17 protein-coding genes are annotated in these 22469 nt (G+C 72.1%); 11 read left to right on the top strand and 6 right to left on the bottom strand.

What is annotated here, in order from left to right:
- The first annotated feature begins 18 nt into the window (after nucleotides 1–18).
- Complete coding sequence (locus CS0771_RS06400; RefSeq protein ID WP_203745459.1) at nucleotides 19–627, top strand: TetR/AcrR family transcriptional regulator; 609 nt, start codon at nucleotides 19–21, stop codon at nucleotides 625–627.
- A gap of 134 nt (nucleotides 628–761) precedes the next feature.
- Nucleotides 762–2099 (top strand): acetyl/propionyl/methylcrotonyl-CoA carboxylase subunit alpha, encoded by a 1338-nt coding sequence (locus CS0771_RS06395; protein ID WP_212840194.1) that lies wholly within the window; start codon nucleotides 762–764, stop codon nucleotides 2097–2099.
- Between the two features lie 55 nt (nucleotides 2100–2154).
- Here CS0771_RS06395 and CS0771_RS06390 read toward each other — a convergent pair whose 3' ends face one another.
- Nucleotides 2155–5352 (bottom strand): S8 family serine peptidase, encoded by a 3198-nt coding sequence (locus tag CS0771_RS06390; protein ID WP_212840193.1) that lies wholly within the window; start codon nucleotides 5350–5352, stop codon nucleotides 2155–2157.
- A 501-nt stretch (nucleotides 5353–5853) separates the two neighbouring features.
- On the opposite strand from CS0771_RS06390, the gene CS0771_RS06385 reads away from it, so the two are divergent.
- From CS0771_RS06385 to CS0771_RS06360, 6 genes are all read left to right on the top strand, one after another.
- Nucleotides 5854–6756 (top strand): hydroxymethylglutaryl-CoA lyase, encoded by a 903-nt coding sequence (locus CS0771_RS06385; protein WP_371821551.1) that lies wholly within the window; start codon nucleotides 5854–5856, stop codon nucleotides 6754–6756.
- A gap of 89 nt (nucleotides 6757–6845) precedes the next feature.
- Nucleotides 6846–7340 carry a SigE family RNA polymerase sigma factor gene (locus tag CS0771_RS06380; protein ID WP_212840191.1) on the top strand — a complete coding sequence of 165 codons (495 nt, stop codon included), beginning with the start codon at nucleotides 6846–6848 and terminating at the stop codon, nucleotides 7338–7340.
- Entirely contained in the window at nucleotides 7333–8184 is an 852-nt protein-coding gene (locus CS0771_RS06375; RefSeq protein WP_212840190.1) for a hypothetical protein, read from the top strand. Before CS0771_RS06380 ends, CS0771_RS06375 begins: the two co-directional genes overlap by 8 nt.
- 374 nt (nucleotides 8185–8558) lie before the next feature.
- Entirely contained in the window at nucleotides 8559–9434 is an 876-nt protein-coding gene (locus CS0771_RS06370; protein WP_212840189.1) for a chaplin family protein, read from the top strand.
- Between the two features lie 224 nt (nucleotides 9435–9658).
- Nucleotides 9659–11179 carry an acyl-CoA carboxylase subunit beta gene (locus CS0771_RS06365; RefSeq protein ID WP_212840188.1) on the top strand — a complete coding sequence of 507 codons (1521 nt, stop codon included), beginning with the start codon at nucleotides 9659–9661 and terminating at the stop codon, nucleotides 11177–11179.
- Nucleotides 11180–11190: 11 nt separating this feature from the next.
- A complete protein-coding gene (locus CS0771_RS06360) occupies nucleotides 11191–12336 on the top strand; it encodes an acyl-CoA dehydrogenase family protein (protein ID WP_212840187.1) in 1146 nt (381 codons plus the stop codon).
- Nucleotides 12337–12405: 69 nt separating this feature from the next.
- Here CS0771_RS06360 and CS0771_RS06355 read toward each other — a convergent pair whose 3' ends face one another.
- The 3 genes from CS0771_RS06355 to CS0771_RS06345 all read right to left on the bottom strand — a co-directional run bounded on the left by CS0771_RS06355 (nucleotide 12406) and on the right by CS0771_RS06345 (nucleotide 14848).
- On the bottom strand, nucleotides 12406–13224 hold the full coding sequence (locus CS0771_RS06355) for a hypothetical protein (RefSeq protein WP_212840186.1): 819 nt from the start codon (nucleotides 13222–13224) through the stop codon (nucleotides 12406–12408).
- A 240-nt stretch (nucleotides 13225–13464) separates the two neighbouring features.
- The gene (locus tag CS0771_RS06350) at nucleotides 13465–14361 is read right to left on the bottom strand and encodes a hypothetical protein (protein WP_212840185.1); all 897 of its coding nucleotides are present in this window, start codon (nucleotides 14359–14361) and stop codon (nucleotides 13465–13467) included.
- Nucleotides 14354–14848 (bottom strand): RNA polymerase sigma factor, encoded by a 495-nt coding sequence (locus tag CS0771_RS06345; protein WP_212840184.1) that lies wholly within the window; start codon nucleotides 14846–14848, stop codon nucleotides 14354–14356. The genes CS0771_RS06350 and CS0771_RS06345 overlap by 8 nt, the downstream gene beginning before the upstream one ends.
- A gap of 148 nt (nucleotides 14849–14996) precedes the next feature.
- Between CS0771_RS06345 and CS0771_RS06340 the strand changes: the two genes are divergently transcribed.
- Nucleotides 14997–17447 (top strand): helix-turn-helix domain-containing protein, encoded by a 2451-nt coding sequence (locus tag CS0771_RS06340; RefSeq protein WP_212840183.1) that lies wholly within the window; start codon nucleotides 14997–14999, stop codon nucleotides 17445–17447.
- A 308-nt stretch (nucleotides 17448–17755) separates the two neighbouring features.
- On the opposite strand, the gene CS0771_RS06335 is transcribed toward CS0771_RS06340, so the two are convergent.
- Nucleotides 17756–18229 carry a MarR family winged helix-turn-helix transcriptional regulator gene (locus tag CS0771_RS06335; protein ID WP_203745477.1) on the bottom strand — a complete coding sequence of 158 codons (474 nt, stop codon included), beginning with the start codon at nucleotides 18227–18229 and terminating at the stop codon, nucleotides 17756–17758.
- Nucleotides 18230–18386: 157 nt separating this feature from the next.
- Here CS0771_RS06335 and CS0771_RS06330 point away from each other — a divergent pair, with 157 nt between their 5' ends.
- Together CS0771_RS06330 and CS0771_RS06325 are read left to right on the top strand one after the other, a co-directional pair.
- Nucleotides 18387–19862 (top strand): glutamate-cysteine ligase family protein, encoded by a 1476-nt coding sequence (locus CS0771_RS06330; protein WP_212840182.1) that lies wholly within the window; start codon nucleotides 18387–18389, stop codon nucleotides 19860–19862.
- A gap of 53 nt (nucleotides 19863–19915) precedes the next feature.
- Nucleotides 19916–21124, top strand: a complete 1209-nt coding sequence (locus CS0771_RS06325; RefSeq protein ID WP_244870639.1) for a CapA family protein — start codon at nucleotides 19916–19918, stop codon at nucleotides 21122–21124.
- Between the two features lie 80 nt (nucleotides 21125–21204).
- On the opposite strand, the gene CS0771_RS06320 is transcribed toward CS0771_RS06325, so the two are convergent.
- The gene (locus CS0771_RS06320; protein ID WP_212840181.1) at nucleotides 21205–22404 is read right to left on the bottom strand and encodes a hypothetical protein; all 1200 of its coding nucleotides are present in this window, start codon (nucleotides 22402–22404) and stop codon (nucleotides 21205–21207) included.
- Between the last annotated feature and the right edge of the window lie 65 nt (nucleotides 22405–22469).

Below are 22469 nucleotides of genomic sequence, written 5' to 3'. Positions count from 1 at the left end.
GCTTGACCGGCGAGTAGCATGTCTCGGGTGACGGCAGTGGAGCAGGTAGAAACACCCCCGGTAAAGCCCGCCCGCAGGTCGCGGCGCGACGAGATCCTGGAGATCGCCGTCGGCCTCTTCGCGGCGCGTGGTTATCACGGCGTATCCATGGACGACATCGGCACCGCCGCCGGCGTCACCGGGCCCGCCCTCTACCACCACTTCGGCGGCAAGAAGGACATGCTCATCGCCGCGCTGGTGCCGGTGAGCGAGGGCCTGCTCACGGGTGGCCAGGAGCAGGTCGGCAAACACCCCGGCAATCCCCGGGTCGCGGTCGAGGCCCTGGTCGACTTCCACGTCGACTTCGCGCTGGCCAACCCGGCCGTGATCGCGCTGCACCTGCACGAGCTGGACCGGCTGCCGGAGGAGCCGCGCCGCGAGATCCGCCGGCTGCAGCGGCAGTACGTGGAGGTGTGGGTGCAGGTGCTCACCAGGTTGCGGGACGACCTCACCGACGGCGAGGCCCGAGTGCTGGCGCATGCCGCGTTCGGCCTGATGAACTCCACCCCGTTCCTCGGCGGCGAGGTCGACCGCCTGCGCCGGGCCACCCTGCTGCGCGCTGCGGCGCTGGCCGCACTGCTGGGCTGACATCTTCATCGTTTGATGAAATAATCGGGTATCCATACGCATCGCTGCAGGTGACGGGCGCACACCCCTTCGTAGCGGGTTCCGCTGACCGATTAGCCTCGGCGTGGTTGTCTGAGCGCAGGAGGGTGCCCAACATGATCGAATCGCTGCTGGTGGCGAACCGGGGCGAGATCGCCCGGCGGATCATCCGTACCGCCCGGGATCTCGGGATCCGCACCATCGCGGTGTACTCCGAGGCCGACGCCGAACTGCCGTTCGTGCGCGAGGCCGACGAGGCGGTCTGTGTCGGCCCGGCCAGCCCGGCCCACTCCTACCGCAACACCGAGGCGATCCTGGACGCCGCCAAGCAGACCGGCGCGCAGGCGATCCACCCCGGCTACGGCTTCCTCTCCGAGAACGCCGACTTCGCGCGGACCGTCGTCGAGCACGGCCTGATCTGGGTGGGCCCCGGCCCGGACGCGATCAACGCGATGGGCGACAAGATCAACGCGCGTAACCTGATGGCCGCCGCGGGCGTGCCCGTCGCCCCCGGCACCGCCGACCCGGCCGCCACGGTGGAGGATGCGCTGGCCGCCGCGCAGGAGATCGGCTTCCCGGTCATGGTCAAGGCCGCGGCGGGCGGCGGCGGCATGGGCATGGCCGTGGCCGAGGACGCCGCTCAGCTCAACGAGCAGTACGAGAAGGTGCGCGGCTTCGCCGAGCGCATGTTCGGCGACGGCTCGGTGCTGATCGAGCGCTACTACCCGCGGGTGCGCCACGTCGAGGTGCAGATCCTCGGGCTGGCCGACGGCACCGTCATCGCGCTCGGCGAGCGCGAGTGCTCGGTGCAGCGCCGCAACCAGAAGCTGGTCGAGGAGTCGCCGTCCCCGGCGCTCACCCCCGAGCAGCGGGAGAGGCTGCTGGCCGCCGCGGTGCGCGCGGGCGAGGCGGTCGGCTACCGCAACGCAGGCACCGTCGAGTGCCTGTTCGACCCGGCCACCGGCGACTTCTTCTTCCTGGAGATGAACACCCGGCTGCAGGTCGAGCACCCGGTCACCGAGGCCGTGTTCGGCATCGACCTGGTCGAGGCGCAGCTGCGCGTCGCCGCCGGGCTGCCGGTGCAGTTCGACCCGGCCGCGCTGACCTCCCGGGGCCACGCCATCGAGCTGCGGGTCAACGCCGAGGATCCCAAGCGCTTCCTCCCGGGCCCGGGTGCGATCAAGACCTGGGTCGAGCCCACCGGCGAGGGGGTACGCGTCGACTCCGGCTACGCCGAGGGCAACGTGGTGACCCCGAACTACGACTCGCTCATGGCCAAGGTCATCGTGTACGGCGCCGACCGCGCCGAGGCGATCATCAAGGCCAAGGAGGCGGTCGCCGCGTTCGAGCTGGTCGGCCCGAAGAACAACCTGCCGTTCTTCGCCGAGCTGATGGACAACGCCGAGTTCATCTCGGGCGACTACGACACCGCGATCGTCTCGCGCATGCGCTGACGGCACGGAGAGGGGCCCGGCGGTCACGCCGCCGGGCCCCTTCTTCATGCGGTGGTCAGCGCAGCTCGTACGCCCGGATGACGGTCTGGTCGAAGGTGTTGCCGTGCGAGTCGGCGCCCGACGCCTTCAGCGACACGAAGCCGCCTGCCTTCGGGTGCACCACTGCCACGATCCACTCCCCGCCGAACCGCAGCAGCGGGGCCTTCTTCCAGGTCTTGCCGTCGTCGTAGGACACCTGCACGGCCAGCTTGGTCACCCGGCCCGAGCCCTCGGTCTGGGTGACGGTGACCGGGTAGACGCCCAGGCCGCCGGCCTTGCCGACGTTGTGGTCGTCCAGCTTCGGCGCGAAGCTGACCGCGGTCAGCGGCAGTGACGTCATCTCCTCGGTCGCACCCGAGCGGAACGTCCAGCTCCCCGTCAGCTTCGTGGTGAGCCGGGTGTCCCGCTCCAGGCTGGCGTCGAAGCGGAACTTCGCCCTGCCCGCCGCCACCCCTTCGGCGAAGACGTACGGGGCGTCGGTCGACTCGGCGACCAGCACCCCGTCGCGGTAGAGCGCCCCGTGCCCGGCGGTGATGCTGCCGAAGCCGGCCCGGCCCTGCCCGTCACCGAGCAGCCCGGGGCTGACGTACATGATGTCGGCCTCGCGCAGCGCCGGCATGTCGCCCGGGAAGAACGGCGCCATGCTCGGCCCGAACACACCCTTGTTCCACTGCTCCCGGTAGGTGCGCCCGGCCCGGTACGTCGCGACTCCGGCGGTGTCGGAGATGGTGACCGGCCAGTCCTCGCCCTCGGCCGGCACCTCCTCCATGACCTCGACCTGCCACGGCACGTTGCCCGCGTAGTAGTCGGTGCGGGTGAACGGCAGGGGCACCGGCCAGCCGACGGCCCAGCCGCCACTGCTGTCCGGCGGCGCGAGGAAGTTCATCCGCACCCCGTCGGAGCCCTTGACGTGCGCGGCGTGCGCCGCCTGCACGCTGGCGAAGTCGCCCTGCCGCAGGTGCTTGACCACCCCGGACAGCATGCTGTCGGGGCTGTGCCAGCCGAGGTTGTACACGTGCGGCGCCTTGGCCGGGTTGCCCTCCTCGTCGACCCGGGCCAGCGTGCCGTAGAGCTGCGAGCTCAGGCCGGACGCGGGCTTGGGGCCGATGAGCTTGGCGAACATCGAGTCGAACGAGCCGCCGCCGATGCCGACCCCGACTCCGAAGTCGCCCTCGTCGTAGAAGACGTCATACCCGGTGATCAGGGCGGTCGCCTCCTTGTCGGGGATGGTGACGTCGAAGCCGCCCGCGCCCTTCGCGGCGAAGGAGACCGTGGCCGGGCCGCTGACGGTGAGCTTCGGGTACATGATCTGCGTGGTGGCGAACGAGCCGTCCCCGACCTCGTCGACCCAGCTGAAGGCGAAGTACTCACCCGGCGGCAGGCGCAGGTCGTTGCTCGCCCCGAAGGCGAGCCACTCCTGGTAGCCGTCCTTGCGCAGGATCACGGTGAAGGCGTTCTCGGCCGGATCGCCGTCGCGCTCGGTGGCGGTGACCTTGACCGGGTGCTTCAGCTCCTCCCTGACCACGCCGAATGGCGTCTGCACCGAGACGCCGGTCGCGGTCGCGGTGACCTGGCCGCCGATGCCGCCGGTCAGCTCCCCGCCCTGGCGGGTGTCCGCGGTCAGCGTCACCGAGGCCTGCCCGCCCGCCGGCACGGTGACCGTGTCGGCGCTGAGCGAGAAGATCCCGGCCGGGGCGGCGGTGGTCAGCGCAAGCTGCAGGGTGACCGCCGCGCTGCCGCCGTTCTGGTACGTGATCGTGCTGGTGCGGACCTCGTCGTCGTCGTGCGGCCACTCCTGCAGGCCGAACGTCACCGAGGCCGGGCTCGTGGTCACCTGCTGGGTGATCGCGCGGGCCACGTCCACCCGGCCGGCGCCCTGGGCGAACACGCCGATCCCGGAGACCGGCCTGGCCGCCGCCATCAGGGCGGCCTTGCGCTGCGCCGGGGTCCACTGCGGGTGCACCTGGGTGAGCAGCGCCGCGGCGCCCGCCACGTGCGGCGTCGCCATCGACGTGCCGCTCAGCGGCATGTAGAGCTCACCCGGCGTGCCGAGGAAGCCGTCCTTGCCGCGGGCCGCGACGATGTCCTGGCCCGGCGCGGCGATCTCCGGCTTCACCGCCCAGCCGTCGGCGCTCGGGCCGCGGCTGGAGAACTCGGCGAGCTCGTCGGACTTGGTGAACGCCGCCACGGCCAGCGCCGCCTCGGCGGTCGCCGGTGAGCTGACGGTCTCGTCCGCGCCGGAGTTGCCCGCCGCGATGACGAACAGCGTGCCGTGCTGCGCGGTCAGGTCGTTCACGGCCTGCTCGACCGGGTCGACGTCGGGGGTGTTCATGCCGCCGAGGCTCATGTTGACCACGTCGGCCCCGGACTCGGCGGCCCACTGCATGCCGGCCACGATCCAGGACTCCAGGCAGCCGCCCTCGACGCAGACCTTGCCGTCGAGCAGCGACGCCGCGGGCGCGACGCCCTTGTACTTGCCGCCGGAGCCGGCGCCGCTGCCCGCGATCGTGGACGCGACGTGCGTGCCGTGTCCGACCAGGTCGCGGTCGTCCTCCTCGCCCTCGGTGAAGTTCTGCCGGGCGGTGATCCGGCCGGCGAAGTCCGGGTGGGTGCCGTCGATGCCCGTGTCGAGCACCGCGACGGTGACCCCTGCGCCGTCATAGCCTGCCGACCACGCGGCGGGTGCGCCGATGAGCGGGACGCTCTGGTCCAGCGTCGGCTTGCGTACGGCGTCCAGCCAGATCTTGCCCTTGCTCAGGCCGGTGCGGGTCGCCTGCCAGCGCGAGGCCAGCGACTCCGGCGTCGCCTCCGCGGCGAAGCCGCCGACGGCCGGGAGCCGCCGCTGCGCGGTCAGGCCCGGCGCGGACGTCGCGCCGGACACGATCAGCGGCAGCGTGGACGGCCGCGCGGCCTGCACCGCGAGCAGCTCCGTCACGTCGAACAGCCGCTTGTCGAGCCGGTCCGCGGCGAGCAGCGGCGCGGCGTCGGACGGGATGACGTAGTGGTGCCCCCCGGCCTGGTAGCCGTGGTAGGTCACGCCGTCGCGCGGCGTCACGCTGATCCGGCCGCCGCCGTGCACCGTGAGGCGGTCACCCGTGATCAGGGTCACCGACTTGGCCTGCGCGGTGGCGGGCGCGGTCCGGGCCGCCGCGGGCGCGGCCGTCTGCTGGGCTCCGGCCGCGCCGGGAGCGGCCGTGAGCAGGACGGCGGCCATCCCCACTGCCAGGAACGTTCGGGTTCTTCTGCGGAAACGCATGGTCCTCCCCGTTCGGACGATCAGTCCGCCTTGGACTGTCGTATATAGAGACGCTGCCGAACGGGGGATCCGTTGAGCAGTGACGTGAGTGAATGCCATGAGCCGCCCGGGGCGGCTGCGGAAGCCCAGGTGGCGCGCCGCTCCGGCCGGTGGGGGTGTGCGCTCGGCTCCGCGCCGCGCGATGATCGCGGTTTCGTGTCCGAAGGTGCGCTCCGGCCCGACGCTGTGACACGAAACGGCGATCTCGGACCCTGACCGCGCGGTCGACACCCGACCGCGGGCCGTGATCATGTTGATCTTGCGCGAAGTGTTGCCCTTTTGACCGGATAGTGCGAGTCGCACCCACAGTCGGCGCAAGATCGGCGGAGGAGAGGGAGGAGAGGGAGGGGAGAGGGGGGAGGGGAGTGGGGCGTGGCGGGGGTGTTTAACGAGGGTTAAGGTGACTGCATGGGTGTTGTACTGCCGGGCCGGGTGTCGATTCGCGAGGTGGGGCCGCGTGACGGGCTGCAGAACGAGGATCCTGTGCCCACCGGCGACAAGGTCAGGCTCATCGACGCGCTGAGCGCCACCGGCGTGGGCCGCATCGAGGCCGTCTCTTACGTGCATCCCAAGGCGATTCCGCAGATGGCCGACGCCGACGCGGTGTGGAGCACGGTCACCCGGGACCCGAAGGTGCGCTACAGCGCCCTCGTGCCCAACCTGCGCGGCGCCCAGCGGGCCCTGGCCGGCGGGTTCACCGAGGTCGAGGTGGTGGTGTCGGCCAGCGACACGCACAACCGCCGCAATATCAACCGGTCCACGGACGAGTCCCTGGACGAGATCGCCCAGCTCATCCCGGCGCTGCACGAGGGCGGCTCGACCGCCGAGGTGATCATCGCGACCAGCTTCGGCTGCCCGTACGAGGGGGACGTGGACCCGCGCCGGGTCGCCGGGATCGTCGATCGGGTGGTCGCGGACGGGGCGGACCGGATCGCCTTCGGTGACACCACCGGCATGGGCACCCCGCGCCGGGTGCGCGACCTGCTGTCGATCGTGCGCGAGCGGCACCCCGACGTGCCGATGCTGCTGCACTTCCACAACACCCGCGGCACCGGCCTGGCCAACATCCTCACCGCCCTCGAGTTCGGCGTCACCGAGTACGACGCCAGCGTGGGCGGGCTCGGCGGCTGCCCGTACGCGCCCGGGGCCTCGGGCAACGTGGCCACCGAGGAGGTCGTGCACATGCTGCACGACATGGGCGTCGACACCGGCATCGACCTGGAGAAGCTGATCGAGGCGGCCCGCCTGGCCGAGCGGATCGTCGGCCGGGAGCTGCCCTCCGGCGTGCTGCGGGCCGGGCCGCGCAGCCGCACGGTGAGCTGAGCGTCCCATCCGGAGGATTCCCCGCAACCGCCTGCCGGGTGCAGGCGTGACATGTGGTTGTCAGGACAGCCACCAGCGGGGAGCCCCGGATGTCACCACCCTCGTTCGACGAGTTCTATCTCGGCAGCCGGCAACGGCTGCTGCGGTGCGTGTACGCCGTCACCGGCGACATGCAGGATGCCCAGGACGTGCTCCAGGAGGCCTTCGCGCGCGCCTGGCAGAACTGGGGCAAGGTCAGCGGATATGAGGACCCCGAGGCGTGGGTGCGCACCGTCGCGTTCCGGATCGCGGTGAGCCGCTGGCGCCGCGCCAAGAACGCGATCACCGCGCACCGCCGGCACGGCGCGGCCAACGCGGTGCGCCCCCCGGACGAGAACACCGTCGCGCTCGTCGCCGCGCTGCGCGGCATACCCGAGGAGCAGCGCAAGGCGATCGTGCTGCACCACATCGCGGGCCGGTCCGTCGCGGAGATCGCGGCCGAGACCGGCGTCGCCGAGGGCACGGTCAAGGCCCGGCTCTCCCGGGGCCGGCAGGCCCTGGCCCAACTGCTCCGCACCGAGTCGACGGGACACCGCTATGCGTGACGACCTTGACCAGCAGCTCGACGACTTCGGGACGAGCATGCCCGCCATCGACTGGGCCAGCCCCACCGAGATCCGCAAGCGCGGCGACCGCCGCCGCCAGCGGCACACCGCCGGCTTGACCGCCGCCGTGGTGCTCGTCGTCGCGCTGGCCGCGGGCACCGCGGTCACCGTCACGCAGGGCCGCGGCGGCCAGGTGACCCCGGGCGTCTCCGGCAGCGCCACGCCGTCCGCCTCCGCCGCGCCGTCGCTCTCCCCGTCCCCGTCGGCCAGTCCGTCGCCGTCGACGAGCCCGTCGGCTTCGGCACCGCCGGCAGTGCTCACCTCGATCCCGGTCGCGGCGATGCTCAAGCCCGAGGACTACGCGTCCGGATACCGGGTGACCACCGAAGACGAGATGGGCGAGAGCTACGGCTTCGACATGCAGATATGCCTGGACACCGACCAGTGGGACGGCAAGCCGGAGGCGCCCGACACGGTGGACCGGCCGCGCCGCAACCGCCGGCTGGGCGCGGACGGCCGCGGGCAGCTCCGGCAGGATGTGGTCGCCATGCGCAGCGTCTCCAGCGCGAAGGCCGTGCTGAAGCACAGCCGGACCGGCTTCGAGAAGTGCGCCATGATCCAGGCTCCGGAGGGCCGGCGGCGCGCTTTCGAGATCGTCGCGCAGGACTTCGCCGGCGACGAGTCGTTCATGGTGCAGTGGAGCACCGTGCAGCTGCTGGTCTTCATCCGCGTCGGCACGGTCGTGATCACATTGTCGATGCCGCCCGACGCCAAGGTGGCGACAACGACCGAGACTGCGAAGAACGCGGTGCAGCGCCTCTGCGACGCTACCGCGGTCTGCTGAATCCCGATCGCACAACATCGACAGGGAGTGACCATCGGTCACTACCTGTCGCTTTTCCGACTGTCATTGGCATTTGAATCTAGAATAATTCGGACATAAGCCGTAATTCGTGTAACGCACGGCGTTTGCTCGCGCTGGAGATCGTCTCGCGATCGCGTGTCCGAGTAATGGCAAGCTCGTTGACCCCTGCGATGTCATAAATGCCCCATTTGTACGAGCCGAATCAGGTGAACCGGGCGCACGTCGACAGCCGGAGTGACCGTACTCCGGTGTGCCTCACCGTGCACATAGGCCACTACAGAAGGTGACCGTGACATCGCAGAACACTGCATCTTCACCGTGGCAATTCCAGATCGAAAGGCACTGCGATTCACATGACTGCGACTTCGCTGGGCACGTGGACCAAGACGTCCGTGAAGGTCGGCGTGATCTCCGCCGGCGTGCTGCTGGTGGGCGGCACGGGCGCGCACGCGGCTGACAACTGGAACACCTCCTTCAACTCCGGCATCGGCAGCGGCAACCAGATCAAGCTGCCGGTGCAGGCCCCGATCAACATCTGCGGCATCGCCATCGGCGTCCTAGGCAACGCGAACGCCAGCTGCACCGGCGGCAGCGAGGCCAACTACGGCGCGGACGCGCTGCCCACCGACTGGAACAGCCTCGGCAACTCGGGCATCCTGAGCGGCAACCAGGTGCTGGCCCCGATCCAGGCGCCGATCAACGCGTGCGGCGTGGGCGTCGGCGTGCTCGGCGACGCGAACGCGTGGTGCGTCGGCGGCGCCGAGGCCGACCTGCCCGGCGAGGAGCCGGACGAGGTCGACGAGAACCCGTACCCGCAGCCCTACGGCGGCGAGCCGGCGTGGCACCAGCACAAGGGCAAGAACAAGAAGAAGAACAAGGTGGCCGCGGCGCCGCCGCTGGAGAGCGCGCCGCTGGACGTGGTCACCGGCCTGCTCCCGATCAACGGGCTGGCCGGCGGCCTGACCAGCGCGGTCGGCAACACCAGCGCGAGCCTCGACGTCGGCGCCAAGCGGAAGCTGATGAACCAGCGCGGCGGTTGGCAGCACGGCAAGGCCCAGGGCACCTGCGAGCTGAACTGGAACACGTTCGGCAACTCGGGCCTCCTCAGCGGCAGCCAGCTCTTCGTGCCGGTGCAGGCCCCGATCGACGTCTCCGGTGTCGCCGTGGGCGCCCTGCTGGGCAACGCCAACGCGTCCAGCGTCGGCGGCTCCACCGCGAACTTCTGCTGAACCCCGCACCACGAACGAAGGGCCGGCGCCTGACGCGCCGGCCCTTCGCCATACCCCCGGCCGAGATCACCCGACTTGCCTGGCAGGTGGGCGAATGCGCGCCCAAGATTCGCCCATGTGCCAGGCAAGTCGAATGACCTTGGAGGTGGGAGGAGGCGGGGTGTCTCACATGGTGGTAGCTTAACTATCGTTTAGGTTGGTGGTGGTGGGAGGAGAGGCGCGGTATGCACGAGGGGCTGGATGAGCTGCGGGAGCGCATCGGGGCCGGCGGGGCGCCCAAGTACCACCAGGCGAACGCCGCCAAGGGCAAGCTGTTCGCGCGGGAGCGGATCGCGCGGCTGGTGGACAAGGGCTCGTTCGTCGAGGACGGGATGTTCGCCAACGCGCTGGCGCACGGGCTGCCCGCGGACGGTGTGATCACCGGGCAGGCGACGATCGACGGCCGGCCGGTGTGCCTGATGGCCAACGACTCCACGGTGAAGGCGGGCAGCTGGGGCGCCCGCACCGTCGAGAAGATCATCCGGATCATCGAGCGGGCGTACGGCCAGGGCGTGCCGATGGTGTACCTGGTCGATTCGGCCGGAGCCCGGATCACCGACCAGGTCGACCTGTTCCCCGGCCGGCGGGGCGCGGGCAACATCTTCTACCAGCAGGTCAAGGCGTCGGGCGCGATCCCGCAGGTGTGCGCCCTGTTCGGGCCGAGCGCGGCGGGCGGCGCGTACATCCCGGCGTTCTGCGACGTGGTCGCCATGGTCGACGGCAACGCCTCGATGTACCTCGGCTCGGACCGCATGGTCGAGATGGTGACGGGGGAGAAGACCACGCTGGAGGCGATGGGCGGCGCCAAGGTGCACTGCGAGCAGTCCGGCGTGGGCCACTTCCTGTGCAAGGACGAGGATGAGGCGCTCGGGGTGGTCCGCCGCTACCTGTCCTTCCTGCCGTCGAACTGGACCGAGCAGCCGCCCGCGCTGGAGCCGATGCCCGCGCCGGAGACGGACCTGGCCGGGCTGGTGCCCGACAGCGAGCGCCGCGCGTTCGACATGCGGAAGATGGTCAAGGGCCTGCTCGACGGCGGCGAGTTCTTCGAGATCCAGGCGCGGTGGGCCAAGGAGCTGACGGTCGGTTTCGGCCGGCTGGACGGCCAGGTGGTCGGCATCGTGGGCAACAACTCGATGTTCAAGGGCGGCGTGCTGTTCGTCGACTCGGCCGACAAGGCCAGCCGGTTCGTGCAGCTGTGCGACGCGTTCAACGTGCCGCTGCTGTTCCTGTGCGACGTGCCGGGCTTCATGGTCGGCAGCGCGGTGGAGAAGCAGGGCATCATCCGCCACGGCGCCAAGATGGTCTCCGCGATCAGCGAGGCGACCGTGCCGAAGATCTGCGTGGTGGTGCGCAAGGCGTACGGCGCGGGCCTCTACGCCATGGCGGGGCCTGGATTCATGCCGGAGGCGACGATCGCGCTGCCCACCGCCAAGATCGCGGTCATGGGCGCCGAGGCCGCGGTGAACGCCGTGTACGCCAACAAGATCGCCGCGATCGAGGACGAGGCGGAGCGGGAGGCGTTCATCGCCGCCAAGCGCGCCGAGTACGAGACCGACATCGACATCGTCCGGCTCGCCAGCGAGCTGGTCATCGACGCGATCGTGGAGCCCGACCGGCTCCGCGACGAGCTCATCCAGCGGTACCGAGCCGCACAGGGCAAGGACCGTCAGTTCTCACGCCGCCGACACGGCGTGACTCCGGTTTAAGAGAGGCCGAGATGACCGACTTCGGGCTGTCCGAGGAGCACAGGGAGCTGCGCGACACCGTGCGCCGGTTCGCGCAGGACAAGGTCGCGCCGGTGATCGGCGACCTGTACGAGCGGCACGAGTTCCCGTACGACCTGGTGAAGCAGATGGGCGAGATGGGCCTGTTCGGCCTGCCCTTCCCCAGCGAGTACGGCGGCATGGACGGCGACTACCTCGCCCTGTGCATCGTGCTGGAGGAGCTGGCCCGGGTCGACTCGTCGCTGTCCATCACGCTGGAGGCGGCGATCTCGCTCGGCGCGATGCCGATCTACCGGTTCGGGACGGAGGAGCAGAAGCGGCGCTGGCTGCCGCAGCTGGTCAGCGGTGAGGCGCTGGCCGCGTTCGGGCTGACCGAGCCCGGTGCGGGGTCGGACGCGGGCGGCACGCGGACCACCGCGCGGCTGTCCGAGGACGGCAGCGAGTGGATCATCAACGGCAGCAAGGCGTTCATCACGAACTCCGGCACCACGATGACCACCCTGGTCACCGTCACCGCGCGCACCGGCCCGGACGAGATCTCGTCGATCATCGTGCCGTCGGGCACGCCTGGCTTCACCGTCGCGCCCGGCTACTCCAAGGTCGGCTGGTGCTCGTCGGACACCCACGAGCTGACCTTCACCGATGTCCGGGTGCCGGCGGAGAACCTGCTCGGCGAGCGCGGCCGGGGCTTCGCGCAGTTCCTGCAGATCCTCGACGAGGGCCGGATCGCCATCGCGGCGCTGGCCACGGGTCTGGCCCAGGGCTGCGTCGACGAGTCGCTCAAGTACGCCGCGCAGCGCGAGGCGTTCGGCAAGACGATCGGTTCGTACCAGGCGATCCAGTTCATGATCGCGGACATGGAGACGCGCGCCCACACCGCCCGCCTGGCCTGGCGCGACGCCGCGCAGCGCCTGGTCGCCGGGGAGGACTTCAAGCGCCCGGCCGCCATCGCCAAGCTGCACGCCAGCACCGTCGCCGTCGACAACGCCCGGGACGCCACCCAGATCCACGGCGGCTACGGCTTCATGAACGAGTTCCCGGTCGCCCGCATGTGGCGCGACAGCAAGATCCTCGAGATCGGCGAGGGCACCTCGGAGATCCAGCGGATGATCATCGCCCGCGACCTCGGCCTCCGCTGAAAGGAAGGGCACCTTCTCAACGCTATGCGTTGTAGAAGGTGCCCTTCTTAACTTCTCCCCGCCGACAGGTCACGCCGCAGGCAGGCGCTTCGCCGCCTGAGCCATCACGTCGAAGATCGCGGCGTCGTGGGTCGGTGATCCCTCCCAGCCGTGGTCGACGACCACCCCGACGTAGGCGCCCCGGCGCACGACCGAGATGTAGTAGGTCGCCTCCTGCGGCATGCCTTCCGGCTCGCGCAGGTGGCGCCGGTGCAGCGTCATCCGCAGCGACTCGTCGCCCAGCTTCGGCCCGGACACGATCGCGTAGTCGTGCCGGACGCCGTGCTCGGTGTACGGCCCGCACCGCTTGACCGCCGCCCGCAGTTCCGCCAGGTAGTCCACCGCGCCGCGGCCGTCGTACCGGGTGACGGTGTGGTCGTAGGAGACGGTCCAGTGCTCGTCGGGCTTGGGCGCGCTGTTCCAGATCCGGTTGATGCCGCGCCGGTCGGCGATCAGCGCGTCGCTGGCGTGCGCGCCGGTGGGGCAGACCCGAGGCAGCGAATCCCAGCTCGGCGGCTCCTGCTCGCCGGGCGGCGGCGGGGCCAGGCGGTAGCAGATGCCGTTCTCCCGAAGACCTTCGGCGGTCAGCGAGCCGACCAGGAACACCGCGTCCGGGATCTGTCCGGGGTAGTCGTCGAGGCAGCGGCCGGCCGGCCGGGTGTCCTCCGGCGACGGGCTGGGCGTCGGCGCCGCGCTGCTCGGCGCGGCGGCGGCGCTGGTGCCGGGCGCCGCCACGGGCGGTCGCGGTGACCCGGCGCACGCCGTGAGCACGGCGGCGGCGGCGATGAGCACGGCCAGTGCCGGCGCGCGCGTCCCGCCCGGCCGGTGGGCTCTGCCTGGTGCGGTCATGGTCGGCTCCCCTCTGCCAGTCCCCGCCGCATCCCGCGGCCGGGGCATCCGCGACGGTCCGCCGGCACGGGAGCCGTCGTCCGCAGCTCCGTACGCCGTCCGTCATGGGAGAAGACCCGGCGAGGGTCGGCGCGGTTGCAACTGTCGGCGATCGGACGCATACCCACCGCATGCGAGGCAGGTCGCCCGGACAGCGGGCCGCCCGTGCCGTGAATCCGGCACGGGCGGCCCGGGGCCGGGTCAGAGCGCCAGGAGCTTCTCCACGGCCTTCGTGAACACCGGGTCGAGGTCCTTGGGCGGCGTGGGGGAGCCCTCCCAGCCGACGTCGAACACGACCGAGACGTGATCGCCCACCCGGACCACCGAGACGGGGAAGAGCGCCTCCTGCGGTGCGCCCTCGACCGCCTCGTCGTAGGTCACCTTCAGCGTCAGCATCAGCGACTCGTCCCCCGCGCCGGTGCCGTCGACCAGGGAGTACGCAAACCGCACGCCCCCGTCGGCGTACCCGTCGCCGCACCGGGCCAAGGCCGCACGCAGCTCGGCGAGGTAGGCGCTCGCCGCCTCCGGCGCGGTGTACCGCGTCACCGTGTGGAAGTAGCTGCTCGGCACGTGGTCCGGCTGCGGTGGCTTCAGGTAGGCGTAGATGCCGCGCCTGCCGAGGATCGACCGGTCGCTGACGTGCGAGCCGCTCTTGCACACCCGGGGCAGCGCCCGCGCCGCGTCCTCGCTGGGCGCGCGGCCGCAGCGGTACGCCAGCACGTGGTCCTCCATGCTCGGCGCATTGCCGTCGACCAGTGCCCTGGCCGGGATCTGCTCGGTGTACGCGCCACCGGGGCAGCCGGCGGTCGGCGGCGCCGCCGGGGACGGGGAGGCGCTCGGCGCGGCGGACGTCGGTGCCGCCGGGCTGGTCGTGACGGAACCCGTCGGGGCCGCGATCTGGTCCGGGTTGTGCCGGGCGGCCAGTGGCAGCAGGCCCACCGCGGCCGCGGAGGCGACCGCGACCAGCGCCAGCGTCCCGACCGCGGCCCGTCGCCGGGCCCGGCGGTCGCTGCGGGTGCGCAGCTGGGCCGCCATCGGCAGCTCCCTCCGCTTCGCTTCGTCGGCCACCTGGGCGAACGCGTCCTCGATGTCACTCATCACCGGTCACCTCTTTCACGTCGAGTACGGCCGCGAGGCTGGTGCGCCCGCGGGAGAGCCAGCTCTTCACCGTGCCGATGGGGACCCCCGCGTCCTGCGCGATCTGGGCCACCGGCATGTCGAACAGGTAGTGCAGGGCCAGCGCCTGACGCTGGACGGCGGGCAGGCCGCGCAGGGCCCGATGGAGCAGCACGGCGGACTCGTCCGCGGGTTCGGCGTCGGGAGCCGGGCCGAGCAGGCGCATGGCGCCCCGCCAGCGCTGCAGGCGCCGCCACACGTCGGTGGCCAGCCGGGACACCACGAGACGCAGCCACGCCTCGACGTCCTCGTACTCGGACAGGCGGCCCCATTGCCGCCACGCCCTCATGTACGCCTCCTGCACGAGATCCTGGGCCTGCGCCCAGTCCCCGGTGAGCGCGTACGCGTAGCTGAGCAGGCGGCGTGAGGTCCCCCGGTAGCACTCGTCGAAGCTCTCCGCATCGCGCACCGCTCACCCCTTTCTTCGGTAGGTGAGAGCAGACACGAACAGTTCGGGGGATAGGTTGCAGCTGTGATCCCGGTCATGTCCGGGGGCAGCGCCAAAAAGTAGACGGTGCACTCCCACCTTCGGACTCGGGTAGATAGTCTTTGCGGCCATGGCCCCAGGTCACCCGGTTCCCGCCGAGGCCGCTGACGAGTCGGCGGCCTCCTTCGGCGCGCTCCTGCGCGCGCACCGGGACACCACGCGGCTGACCCAGTCGGAGCTGGCCGTCCGCGCCGGGCTGGGCGTACGCACCGTGCGCGACCTGGAGCACGGCCGGGCCGCCCGGCCCCAGCGCACCACGGTGGAGCTGCTCGCCACGGCGCTCGGGCTGGTCGGGGAGGCGCTGGCCGAGTTCCACGCCGCTGCCCGCGGGCAGGCCCACCCCGCCCCGGCGCCCGTCCGGCCCGCGTTCCATCTGCCCGCGCCGCCGGAGCTGTACGGCCGGGACGACGAGATCGACACGCTGGTGGCGCACGTCGCCGCCCAGCCCGGGCTGACCACCCTGGTGGGGCTGGCCGGGGTGGGCAAGAGCGTGCTCGCGCTGACCGTGGCGCACCGCGCGCAGCCGCACTTCCCGGCCGGCGCGGCCGCGATCAGCGTCGCGGCGGGCGACAGCGCGAGCGACCTGCGGGACGTGATCTGCGCGGTGCTCGGCGTGAGCCGCCCCGCCGAGCTGCCCGCCCGGCTGGAGCAGCCGGTGCTGCTGATGGTGGACGCGGTGGACCGCTCGCCGGAGGCGTGCACCGCCGTGCTGACCGAGCTGCTGGCGCAGGCGCCGCTGCTGCGCGTGCTGGCCTCGGCGCGGGCGCCGCTGGGCCCGGCCGGGGAGCAGGTGTGGCCGGTGGGCCCGCTGGCGCTGCCGCCGGCCGGAGTGGGCTCGCTGGCGGAGGCCGAGCGCCATCCGGCCAGCGCACTGTTCCTGGCCCGCTGGCGGCAGGTGCGCCGGTCGCCCGCCGACGTCGAGGTGGAGGCCCTGGTCACGCTGGTACGCCGACTCGGCGGGCTGCCGCTGGCGATCGAGCTGGCGGCGGCGCGCGGGCGGGTGCTCGACCCCGCCGAGATGCTCGCCCGCTACGGCAACCGCCTGCTGGAGCTGGGCAGCGCCGACGTGGCCGCCTCACCGCCGCAGGTCACCCTGCGCGACGTGGTGACGGCGAGCTACCGGCTGCTGGAGCCCGCGCAGCGGGAGGCGCTGCGGCGGCTGTCGGTGTTCGGCTACCGGTGGTCGGTGGAGCTGGCCGAGGAGCTGCTCGGCCCGCAGGTCGACGTGGTGCCGGTGCTGGAGCGCCTGGTCGAGCTGGGCCTGGTCCAGGTGCGCGGTTCCGGGGCGTTCCGGTTCGTGCTGCTGGACGTGGTGAAGGAGTACGCCGCCGAGCAGGCCGAGGTGGCGGGGGAGCTGGCCGGGGCGCGGCGGCAGCACGCCGTCGTGTTCGCGCGGTTCGCCGCCCGCAACGCGCCCGCGATGGGCGGATCGACCCTGGCCGCGGCGGTCGCCCGGCTCGACGACGTGGCCAGTGACCTGTGGGCGGCGCTGGCGTACTCGGCCGAGCACGAGCCGCACATCGCCCTGAGCCTGGCCGCGCAGCTGCCCCGCTGGTGGCGCTTCCGGGGCCGGGACCAGCAGGGCAGGCAGTGGCTGCTGCGGCTGCTCGACGACCCGCGCAGCGACGACGCCGACCCGGCGGTGCGCGCCTGGGCGAACCTGGGCGTGCTGCAGCTGGCCGCCGAGCACGGCGCGGGCCGGGCCGAGCTGTCCCGCGGCGAGGCCGCGCTGTCGGCGTTCCTGCTGGTCGGTGACGTGAACGGGGAGCTGGCGGCGCGTGCCGTGCTGCAGGCCGTGCAGCAGGGCACCGGTGCGTACGACGACGCCCGCCGGCACGGTGAGGCGAGCCTGGCGCTGGCCACCCGGACCGGCCGGGTGCGCGACATGGCGGTGGCCCAGCACAACCTGATCTGGCACGACCTTCGGGTGGCCGACCTGGCCGCGGCGCAGCGGCGGCTGGCCGCGGTGGACCGGCTGTCGGCCCGCTCGGGCGAGCACAAGCTGCGCGCGCTGGCCCGGGCCAACCTGGCCGAGGTGCTGCGGCTGGACGGCCGGTTCGACGAGTCGGTGCGGGTGGGCCTGCAGGCGGCGGAGCTGCTGGCCGAGATCGGCAATCCGGGCGAGCGGCGGCGGCTGCTGGGGCTGATCGGCCTGGCGTACGCGCTGGGCGGCCGGGTGGAGGAGGCGGAGAAGGCGCTCGCCGACATCCGCGCGCAGCTGCCTGACGAGCAGGGCGTGATGCTGCCGCTGGCGGAGCTGGACGAGGACTGGGACTGCGCGATGATCGAGGCGACGCTGGCCGGGCGGCGCGGTCAGCGCACGCTCGCGGCGTCCTGGTACACCGCCGCGGCACGGCAGACGGACGGGCTGACCGATCAGCGGGATCTGGCCGAGGCGCTGGTGGGGCTGGCCGTGACGAGCGACGACCCGGCCCCGGCGCTGGCCCGGTTGCGGGAGCTGCAGGAGTCGACCGGCATCGTGCTCACCGTGCGGGAGCGGGAGCTGCTGGCCGGGATCTGAGCGGTCACGGGTGCCCGCGGTGTTCGGCGCGGGCGGCCCCCCGACGGTGATGTCCCTTCCGCGGCCTGCCTTGGCCTGCCGCGCCCCCCGCCGTCTCCGCCCGCGCCGATGCGGCCCCCGTGCTTGTCCCCCCGTGAGCTTGGCCGGCCTGGCCGTCCTCCCACAGGGGCATGACGCTAGCAGTCGGGATCATACGATTTGCGGCTTTAGGCGTCCTTTCTCGGGAGAGAACGGCACTTCTGCCGCCGGTTCTGCCGCAGGCAGCGCGGTTGCGGGGGCAATAGGAGGATCATGGAACGCCGCGACCGTCATGGCCCGTCGTCACCGCCCAGGGTGGCATCCGGGCGGACTGCATCCCGCACCACCCGCAGGCCGACGAGCAGGCCCTGCAACTGTCGCTGGGTGAGGGGACCGATGAGCCATTCGTCAAGGAGTTCCAGGTGGCCGGGAACGGTTTCCCGCAGGCGGGCCAGGCCCTTGGGCGTGATCGCGGCGTACGAGCTGCGACGGTCGGTGTCGCACGGGACCCTGGACACCAGGCCCTCCCGCTCCAGCCGGTCGATCATGCGGGTCACCCCGCTCGTGCTCATGGACGTCTGTCGTGACAGGTCGGTCATGCGCAGCCGGTGTCCGGACGACCGGGCCAGACGCAGCAGCACTTCGAACTCGACAGGTGCCAGGCCGTGCGCGGCGAACTGCTCCGCGCAGATGGTGATGAGGCTGGTGTACGCCTCGGAAAGCAGGCCCATGGCGGTGAGCCTCGAATCGTCGAGTAGCTCCATTTGCGCATCGTATATGGGGGGTTGGCACATTTGTTGCCCTTCGTATCCCACTGGGTGAGACAGCGGGTGTGCCAATCAGGACGACCACCTGATACGACTGTCGTCCGACAAACGTACTCTGAGGGTTCGCTTGGTCACGGTGCGTCGGGGAGGGCTCATGGGCAAGGACGTTGCGCTGCACACGTTCACCCGCCAGGAGCGGGAGCACTACCGTCAGAAGGTGCGTCGCTGCCTGGACGTCTTCGCGTTGATGCTCAACGACTTCAGCTTCGACGACGACCATCCGACGACCGGGCTGGAGATCGAGCTGAACCTGGTCGACAACGAGCACCTGCCCGCGATGGTCAACGAGGAGGTGCTGCGCGACCTCAACGACCCGTCGTTCCAGACCGAGCTGGGACGGTTCAATCTGGAGCTGAACGTGCCGCCGCGGCTCATCTCCGGCGACGGGCTGGCCGGCTACGAGCAGCAGATCATCGAGAGCCTGCGCCGGGCCGACACCACCGCCCGCAAGCACGACGCCGCGCTGCTCACCATCGGCATCCTGCCGACGCTCACCACCGACCACACGGTGACCGAGAACCTCTCCACCAACGGCCGCTACCGCTCGCTCAACGAGGAGATCCTCGCCGCCCGCGGCGAGCAGATCGGTGTCGACATCCGCGGCGCCGACCGGCTGCGCATCCGCACCGACTCCATCGCGCCCGAGGCGGCCTGCACCAGCCTGCAGTTCCACCTGCAGGTCTCGCCCGCCGACTTCGCCGCGTACTGGAACGCCTCGCAGGTCATCGCGGGAGTGCAGGTCGCCGTCGGCGCGAACTCGCCCTTCCTGTTCGGGCACCAGCTCTGGTCGGAGACCCGGATCGCGCTGTTCGAGCAGGCCACCGATACCCGGCCGGACGAGCTGAAGGCCCAGGGCGTACGCCCCCGCGTCTGGTTCGGCGAACGCTGGGTCACCTCGATATTCGACCTGTTCGAGGAGAACGTGCGCTACTTCCCGCCGTTACTCCCGATCGCCGAGGAGGAGGACCCGGTCGCCGTGCTGCGCGACGGCGGGGTGCCCCGGCTCGGCGAGCTGCGCCTGCACAACGGCACCGTCTACCGGTGGAACCGGCCCGTGTACGACATCATGGGCGGCCGCCCGCACCTGCGGGTCGAGAACCGGGTGCTGCCCGCCGGCCCGACGGTCGTCGACATGCTGGCCAACGGCGCACTGTACTTCGGGCTGGTGCGGGCGCTGGTGGAGGACGACCGTCCGCTCTGGACCCAGCTGCCGTTCAGCGTGGCGCAGGACAACTTCCACGCCGCGTCCCGGCGCGGCATCGCCGCACCCGTCTGGTGGCCGCGCATCGGCGAGATCCGGGTGACCGACCTGGTGCTGGAGGTGCTGCTGCCCCGGGCGGCGGAGGGCCTGGACCGGTTCGGGGTCGACCCCGAACAGCGCGACCGGCTGCTCGGCATCATCGAGCAGCGCTGCCTCACCGGGCAGACCGGATCCACCTGGCAGGTCAACACCGTACGGGCGCTGGAGAGCGCCGGGGCGACCCGGCCCGCCGCGCTGCGGGCCATGGTCGGGCGTTACGCGGAGCTGCAGCGCAGCAACGAGCCCGTGCACACGTGGCCGGTGGGCTGACTCCACCCAACAGCTGATGGTGTGATCCGTCGATCTCAGGGAGTGTGCTCGCCGTGATCGAACAACGGGGGAGTATCGGTCAGCGGGCGCTGCCCGCGAGCATGGCGGCGCTGCTCGCCGCGATGACGGCGGTGGCGATGACGCCGTGGCTGTCCGGCGGGGGCGCGCCGCCGCCGGGGCCCGAGGTGCTGCCCGCCGCCGCGGTGCCGGTGCCACGGCCCGCGCCGAGCGCCTCGCCGGCGCCCGGCACCTTCACGCCCCGCACGTTCACCGTGGTGGGCAGCGGGGACGTGTTGCTGCACAACGGGTTGTGGCGGCAGGCGCAGCGGGACGCGGGCGGGCGCGGCTACGACTTCGCGCCGCTGCTGCGCGGCGTACGGTCCGTGATCGAGTCGGCCGACCTGGCGATCTGCCACCTCGAGACACCGCTCGGCGGCCCTCGTGGCCCGTTCACCGGCTACCCGACGTTCAAGGTGCCGCCGCAGATCGTGCCCGCGCTCAAGCAGACCGGCTACGACGCCTGTTCGACCGCCTCGAACCACTCGCTCGACGGCGGCGAGGCGGGCATCCGGCGCACCCTCGACGCGCTCGACGCGGCCGGGATCCGGCACACCGGCATGGCCCGCAACCCGGCCGAGCAGCGCACCACGCAGTTGCTGACGGTGCGCGGGGTGCGGGTGGCGCTGCTGTCGTACAGCTTCTCCTTCAACGGCATCCCGCGCCCCAGGGGCAAGGAGTGGCTGGTCAACTACCTGGAGCCGAAGCGGGTGCGGGAGGCGGCCCGGCGGGCCCGCACGGCCGGGGCCGAGGTCGTGATCGTCTCCATCCACTGGGGCACCGAGTACGAGCACCGGCCCAACTCCCAGCAGGTGTCGGTCGCGAAGCAGCTGCTGAACGACGGCTCGATCGACCTGATCCTCGGGCACCACGCGCACGTGGTGCAGCCGTTCGAGCGGATCAACGGGCGCTGGGTCGCGTACGGCATGGGCAACCATGTGTCGTACCAGGGTTTCTCCAACGAGACCCGGGACGGCGTGATCAGCCGCTTCACCTTCGTGGAGACCGCGCCCGGACGGTTCACGGTCGGCAAGGCCGCGGCGCTGCCGACGTTCATGCAGCTCAACGACGGTCCGGCGCGCGTGCTGCTGGTGTCGGACTGCCCGGTGGCGAGGCAGGCCGCCTGCCGCGCCAGCGGCGCCCGTTCGTACCGCGTGCTGCGCTCCCGCGGCGCGGGCGGAGCCGGGCTGGTCGTGCTCCGCTGACCGCCTCCTCTCGCGAGCGAAGCTCCCGCCTCGCCGGTTCCGGCGGCATGGCGGGAGCTTCGCTCAGGTGACGAGGGGTGTCAGCCCTTCCGGGGTCGGCCCTGGCGGGGGCCGTTCTTCGGCGCCGGAGTGGGCTTGGGCGGCTCGGGTGCCTTGTCGGCGGTTGCCGTGGTGGGCTCGCCCTGAGCCACGGCGGAGAGGGCGCCGGCCTGCTCGGCGGCCGGCTTCGGCACGGAGGCGGTGCCCTTGGCCTTCGCCGGGGCGGCCACCGGCGCGGGCGCGGCCTGCGCGGGCACGGCCGGCGGCGCGGGCACGGCCAGGGGCGCGGTGAGGTCCGGGTACGCGGGCTCCGGCGTGGGCGCCGGGGTGCTCCGGCCCGCCGTGACCGGGCGCGGGCGGCGCGGCCCGGCCAGCAGCTGGGCCAGCACCGCGCCGATCAGGCCGGTGACCACGGCGTACGGCGCGACGAGGTGAGCGGACAGCTGCTCCGGCTGCACCCCGGTGAGCTTCGGCGCGGCCAGCAGGTAGGCCAGCGCGACCAGCGCGGGGCCGACGGCGCCGGACAGCACCACGCCCGCCTGGCCGTCGCGGCGGCGCACCGCGGGCAGCGCCGCGAGGAAGCCGATCACCAGCGCGGACAGCGCGGCGATGGCGGCGCCGGGCAGGTAGAGGCTGCGGAACCACGGCCCGTCGGCGGTCACCGGCCACACGCCGAGCTGCGCGACGGCCGGCTCGCGGCCCGCGGCGATGCCGTCCACGGCCGCGGTGACCGCGAGCAGCCACAGCCAGCCACCGGTGGCCAGCACGTTCGCGGCGACGGCACGGGCGGACAGCGCCGCCACGGCGACGAACAGGCCGAGCAGCACGCCGGTGATGGCGTAGCCGCCGACGATCACGTGCGGGGCGAACGTGTCGGCACGCTCGGCGACCCGTGCGGGCACCGCGGTCAGCGCGACCACCAGCAGCCCGCCGACCGCCGCGGCGATGGCGAGGGCGGTGCGGCGCAGCGTGCGGACCGCTGTCGAGATCTGCACTGTCGCGGAGCCGACCCGGTCGGCCACCACGGCACCGAGGACCACCGAGACGGCGGAAATCCAGACCGTCCAGGCAAGACTGGCCAGCCAGGCGGCTTCGCCCGACGCGCCGACCGTCGGCACCCAGGAGAAGATGCCGAGGCCGTATCCGATGCCCAGCTGTGCTGCTCCGGCGGCCGCCGCGATCCCGGCCGCCGCCGCGACCGCGCCCAGCCCCAGCCGCGTGCCCGGGCCCTGAGAGAACATGCCGCGAGCGTATAGCAATGCGAGGGCGGTTCGTGTGAACGGTTTACTCTCGTTGCGGCGTAGCG

This window comes from Catellatospora sp. IY07-71, from assembly GCF_018326265.1.
GTDB lineage: Bacteria > Actinomycetota > Actinomycetes > Mycobacteriales > Micromonosporaceae > Catellatospora.
This window is presented reverse-complemented; position numbering and strand designations above follow the sequence as displayed.

What these genes read in the sequence shown, in the direction of transcription:
- CS0771_RS06400 (WP_203745459.1), top strand. Translation starts at nt 19, where the DNA reads ATGTCTCGGGTGACGGCAGTGGAGCAGGTAGAAACACCCCCGGTAAAG.
- CS0771_RS06395 (WP_212840194.1), top strand. Translation starts at nt 762, where the DNA reads ATGATCGAATCGCTGCTGGTGGCGAACCGGGGCGAGATCGCCCGGCGG.
- CS0771_RS06390 (WP_212840193.1), bottom strand. Translation starts at nt 5,352, where the DNA reads ATGGCCGCCGTCCTGCTCACGGCCGCTCCCGGCGCGGCCGGAGCCCAG.
- CS0771_RS06380 (WP_212840191.1), top strand. Translation starts at nt 6,846, where the DNA reads ATGTCACCACCCTCGTTCGACGAGTTCTATCTCGGCAGCCGGCAACGG.
- CS0771_RS06375 (WP_212840190.1), top strand. Translation starts at nt 7,333, where the DNA reads ATGCGTGACGACCTTGACCAGCAGCTCGACGACTTCGGGACGAGCATG.
- CS0771_RS06370 (WP_212840189.1), top strand. Translation starts at nt 8,559, where the DNA reads ATGACTGCGACTTCGCTGGGCACGTGGACCAAGACGTCCGTGAAGGTC.
- CS0771_RS06365 (WP_212840188.1), top strand. Translation starts at nt 9,659, where the DNA reads ATGCACGAGGGGCTGGATGAGCTGCGGGAGCGCATCGGGGCCGGCGGG.
- CS0771_RS06360 (WP_212840187.1), top strand. Translation starts at nt 11,191, where the DNA reads ATGACCGACTTCGGGCTGTCCGAGGAGCACAGGGAGCTGCGCGACACC.
- CS0771_RS06355 (WP_212840186.1), bottom strand. Translation starts at nt 13,224, where the DNA reads ATGACCGCACCAGGCAGAGCCCACCGGCCGGGCGGGACGCGCGCGCCG.
- CS0771_RS06350 (WP_212840185.1), bottom strand. Translation starts at nt 14,361, where the DNA reads ATGAGTGACATCGAGGACGCGTTCGCCCAGGTGGCCGACGAAGCGAAG.
- CS0771_RS06340 (WP_212840183.1), top strand. Translation starts at nt 14,997, where the DNA reads ATGGCCCCAGGTCACCCGGTTCCCGCCGAGGCCGCTGACGAGTCGGCG.
- CS0771_RS06335 (WP_203745477.1), bottom strand. Translation starts at nt 18,229, where the DNA reads ATGGAGCTACTCGACGATTCGAGGCTCACCGCCATGGGCCTGCTTTCC.
- CS0771_RS06330 (WP_212840182.1), top strand. Translation starts at nt 18,387, where the DNA reads ATGGGCAAGGACGTTGCGCTGCACACGTTCACCCGCCAGGAGCGGGAG.
- CS0771_RS06320 (WP_212840181.1), bottom strand. Translation starts at nt 22,404, where the DNA reads ATGTTCTCTCAGGGCCCGGGCACGCGGCTGGGGCTGGGCGCGGTCGCG.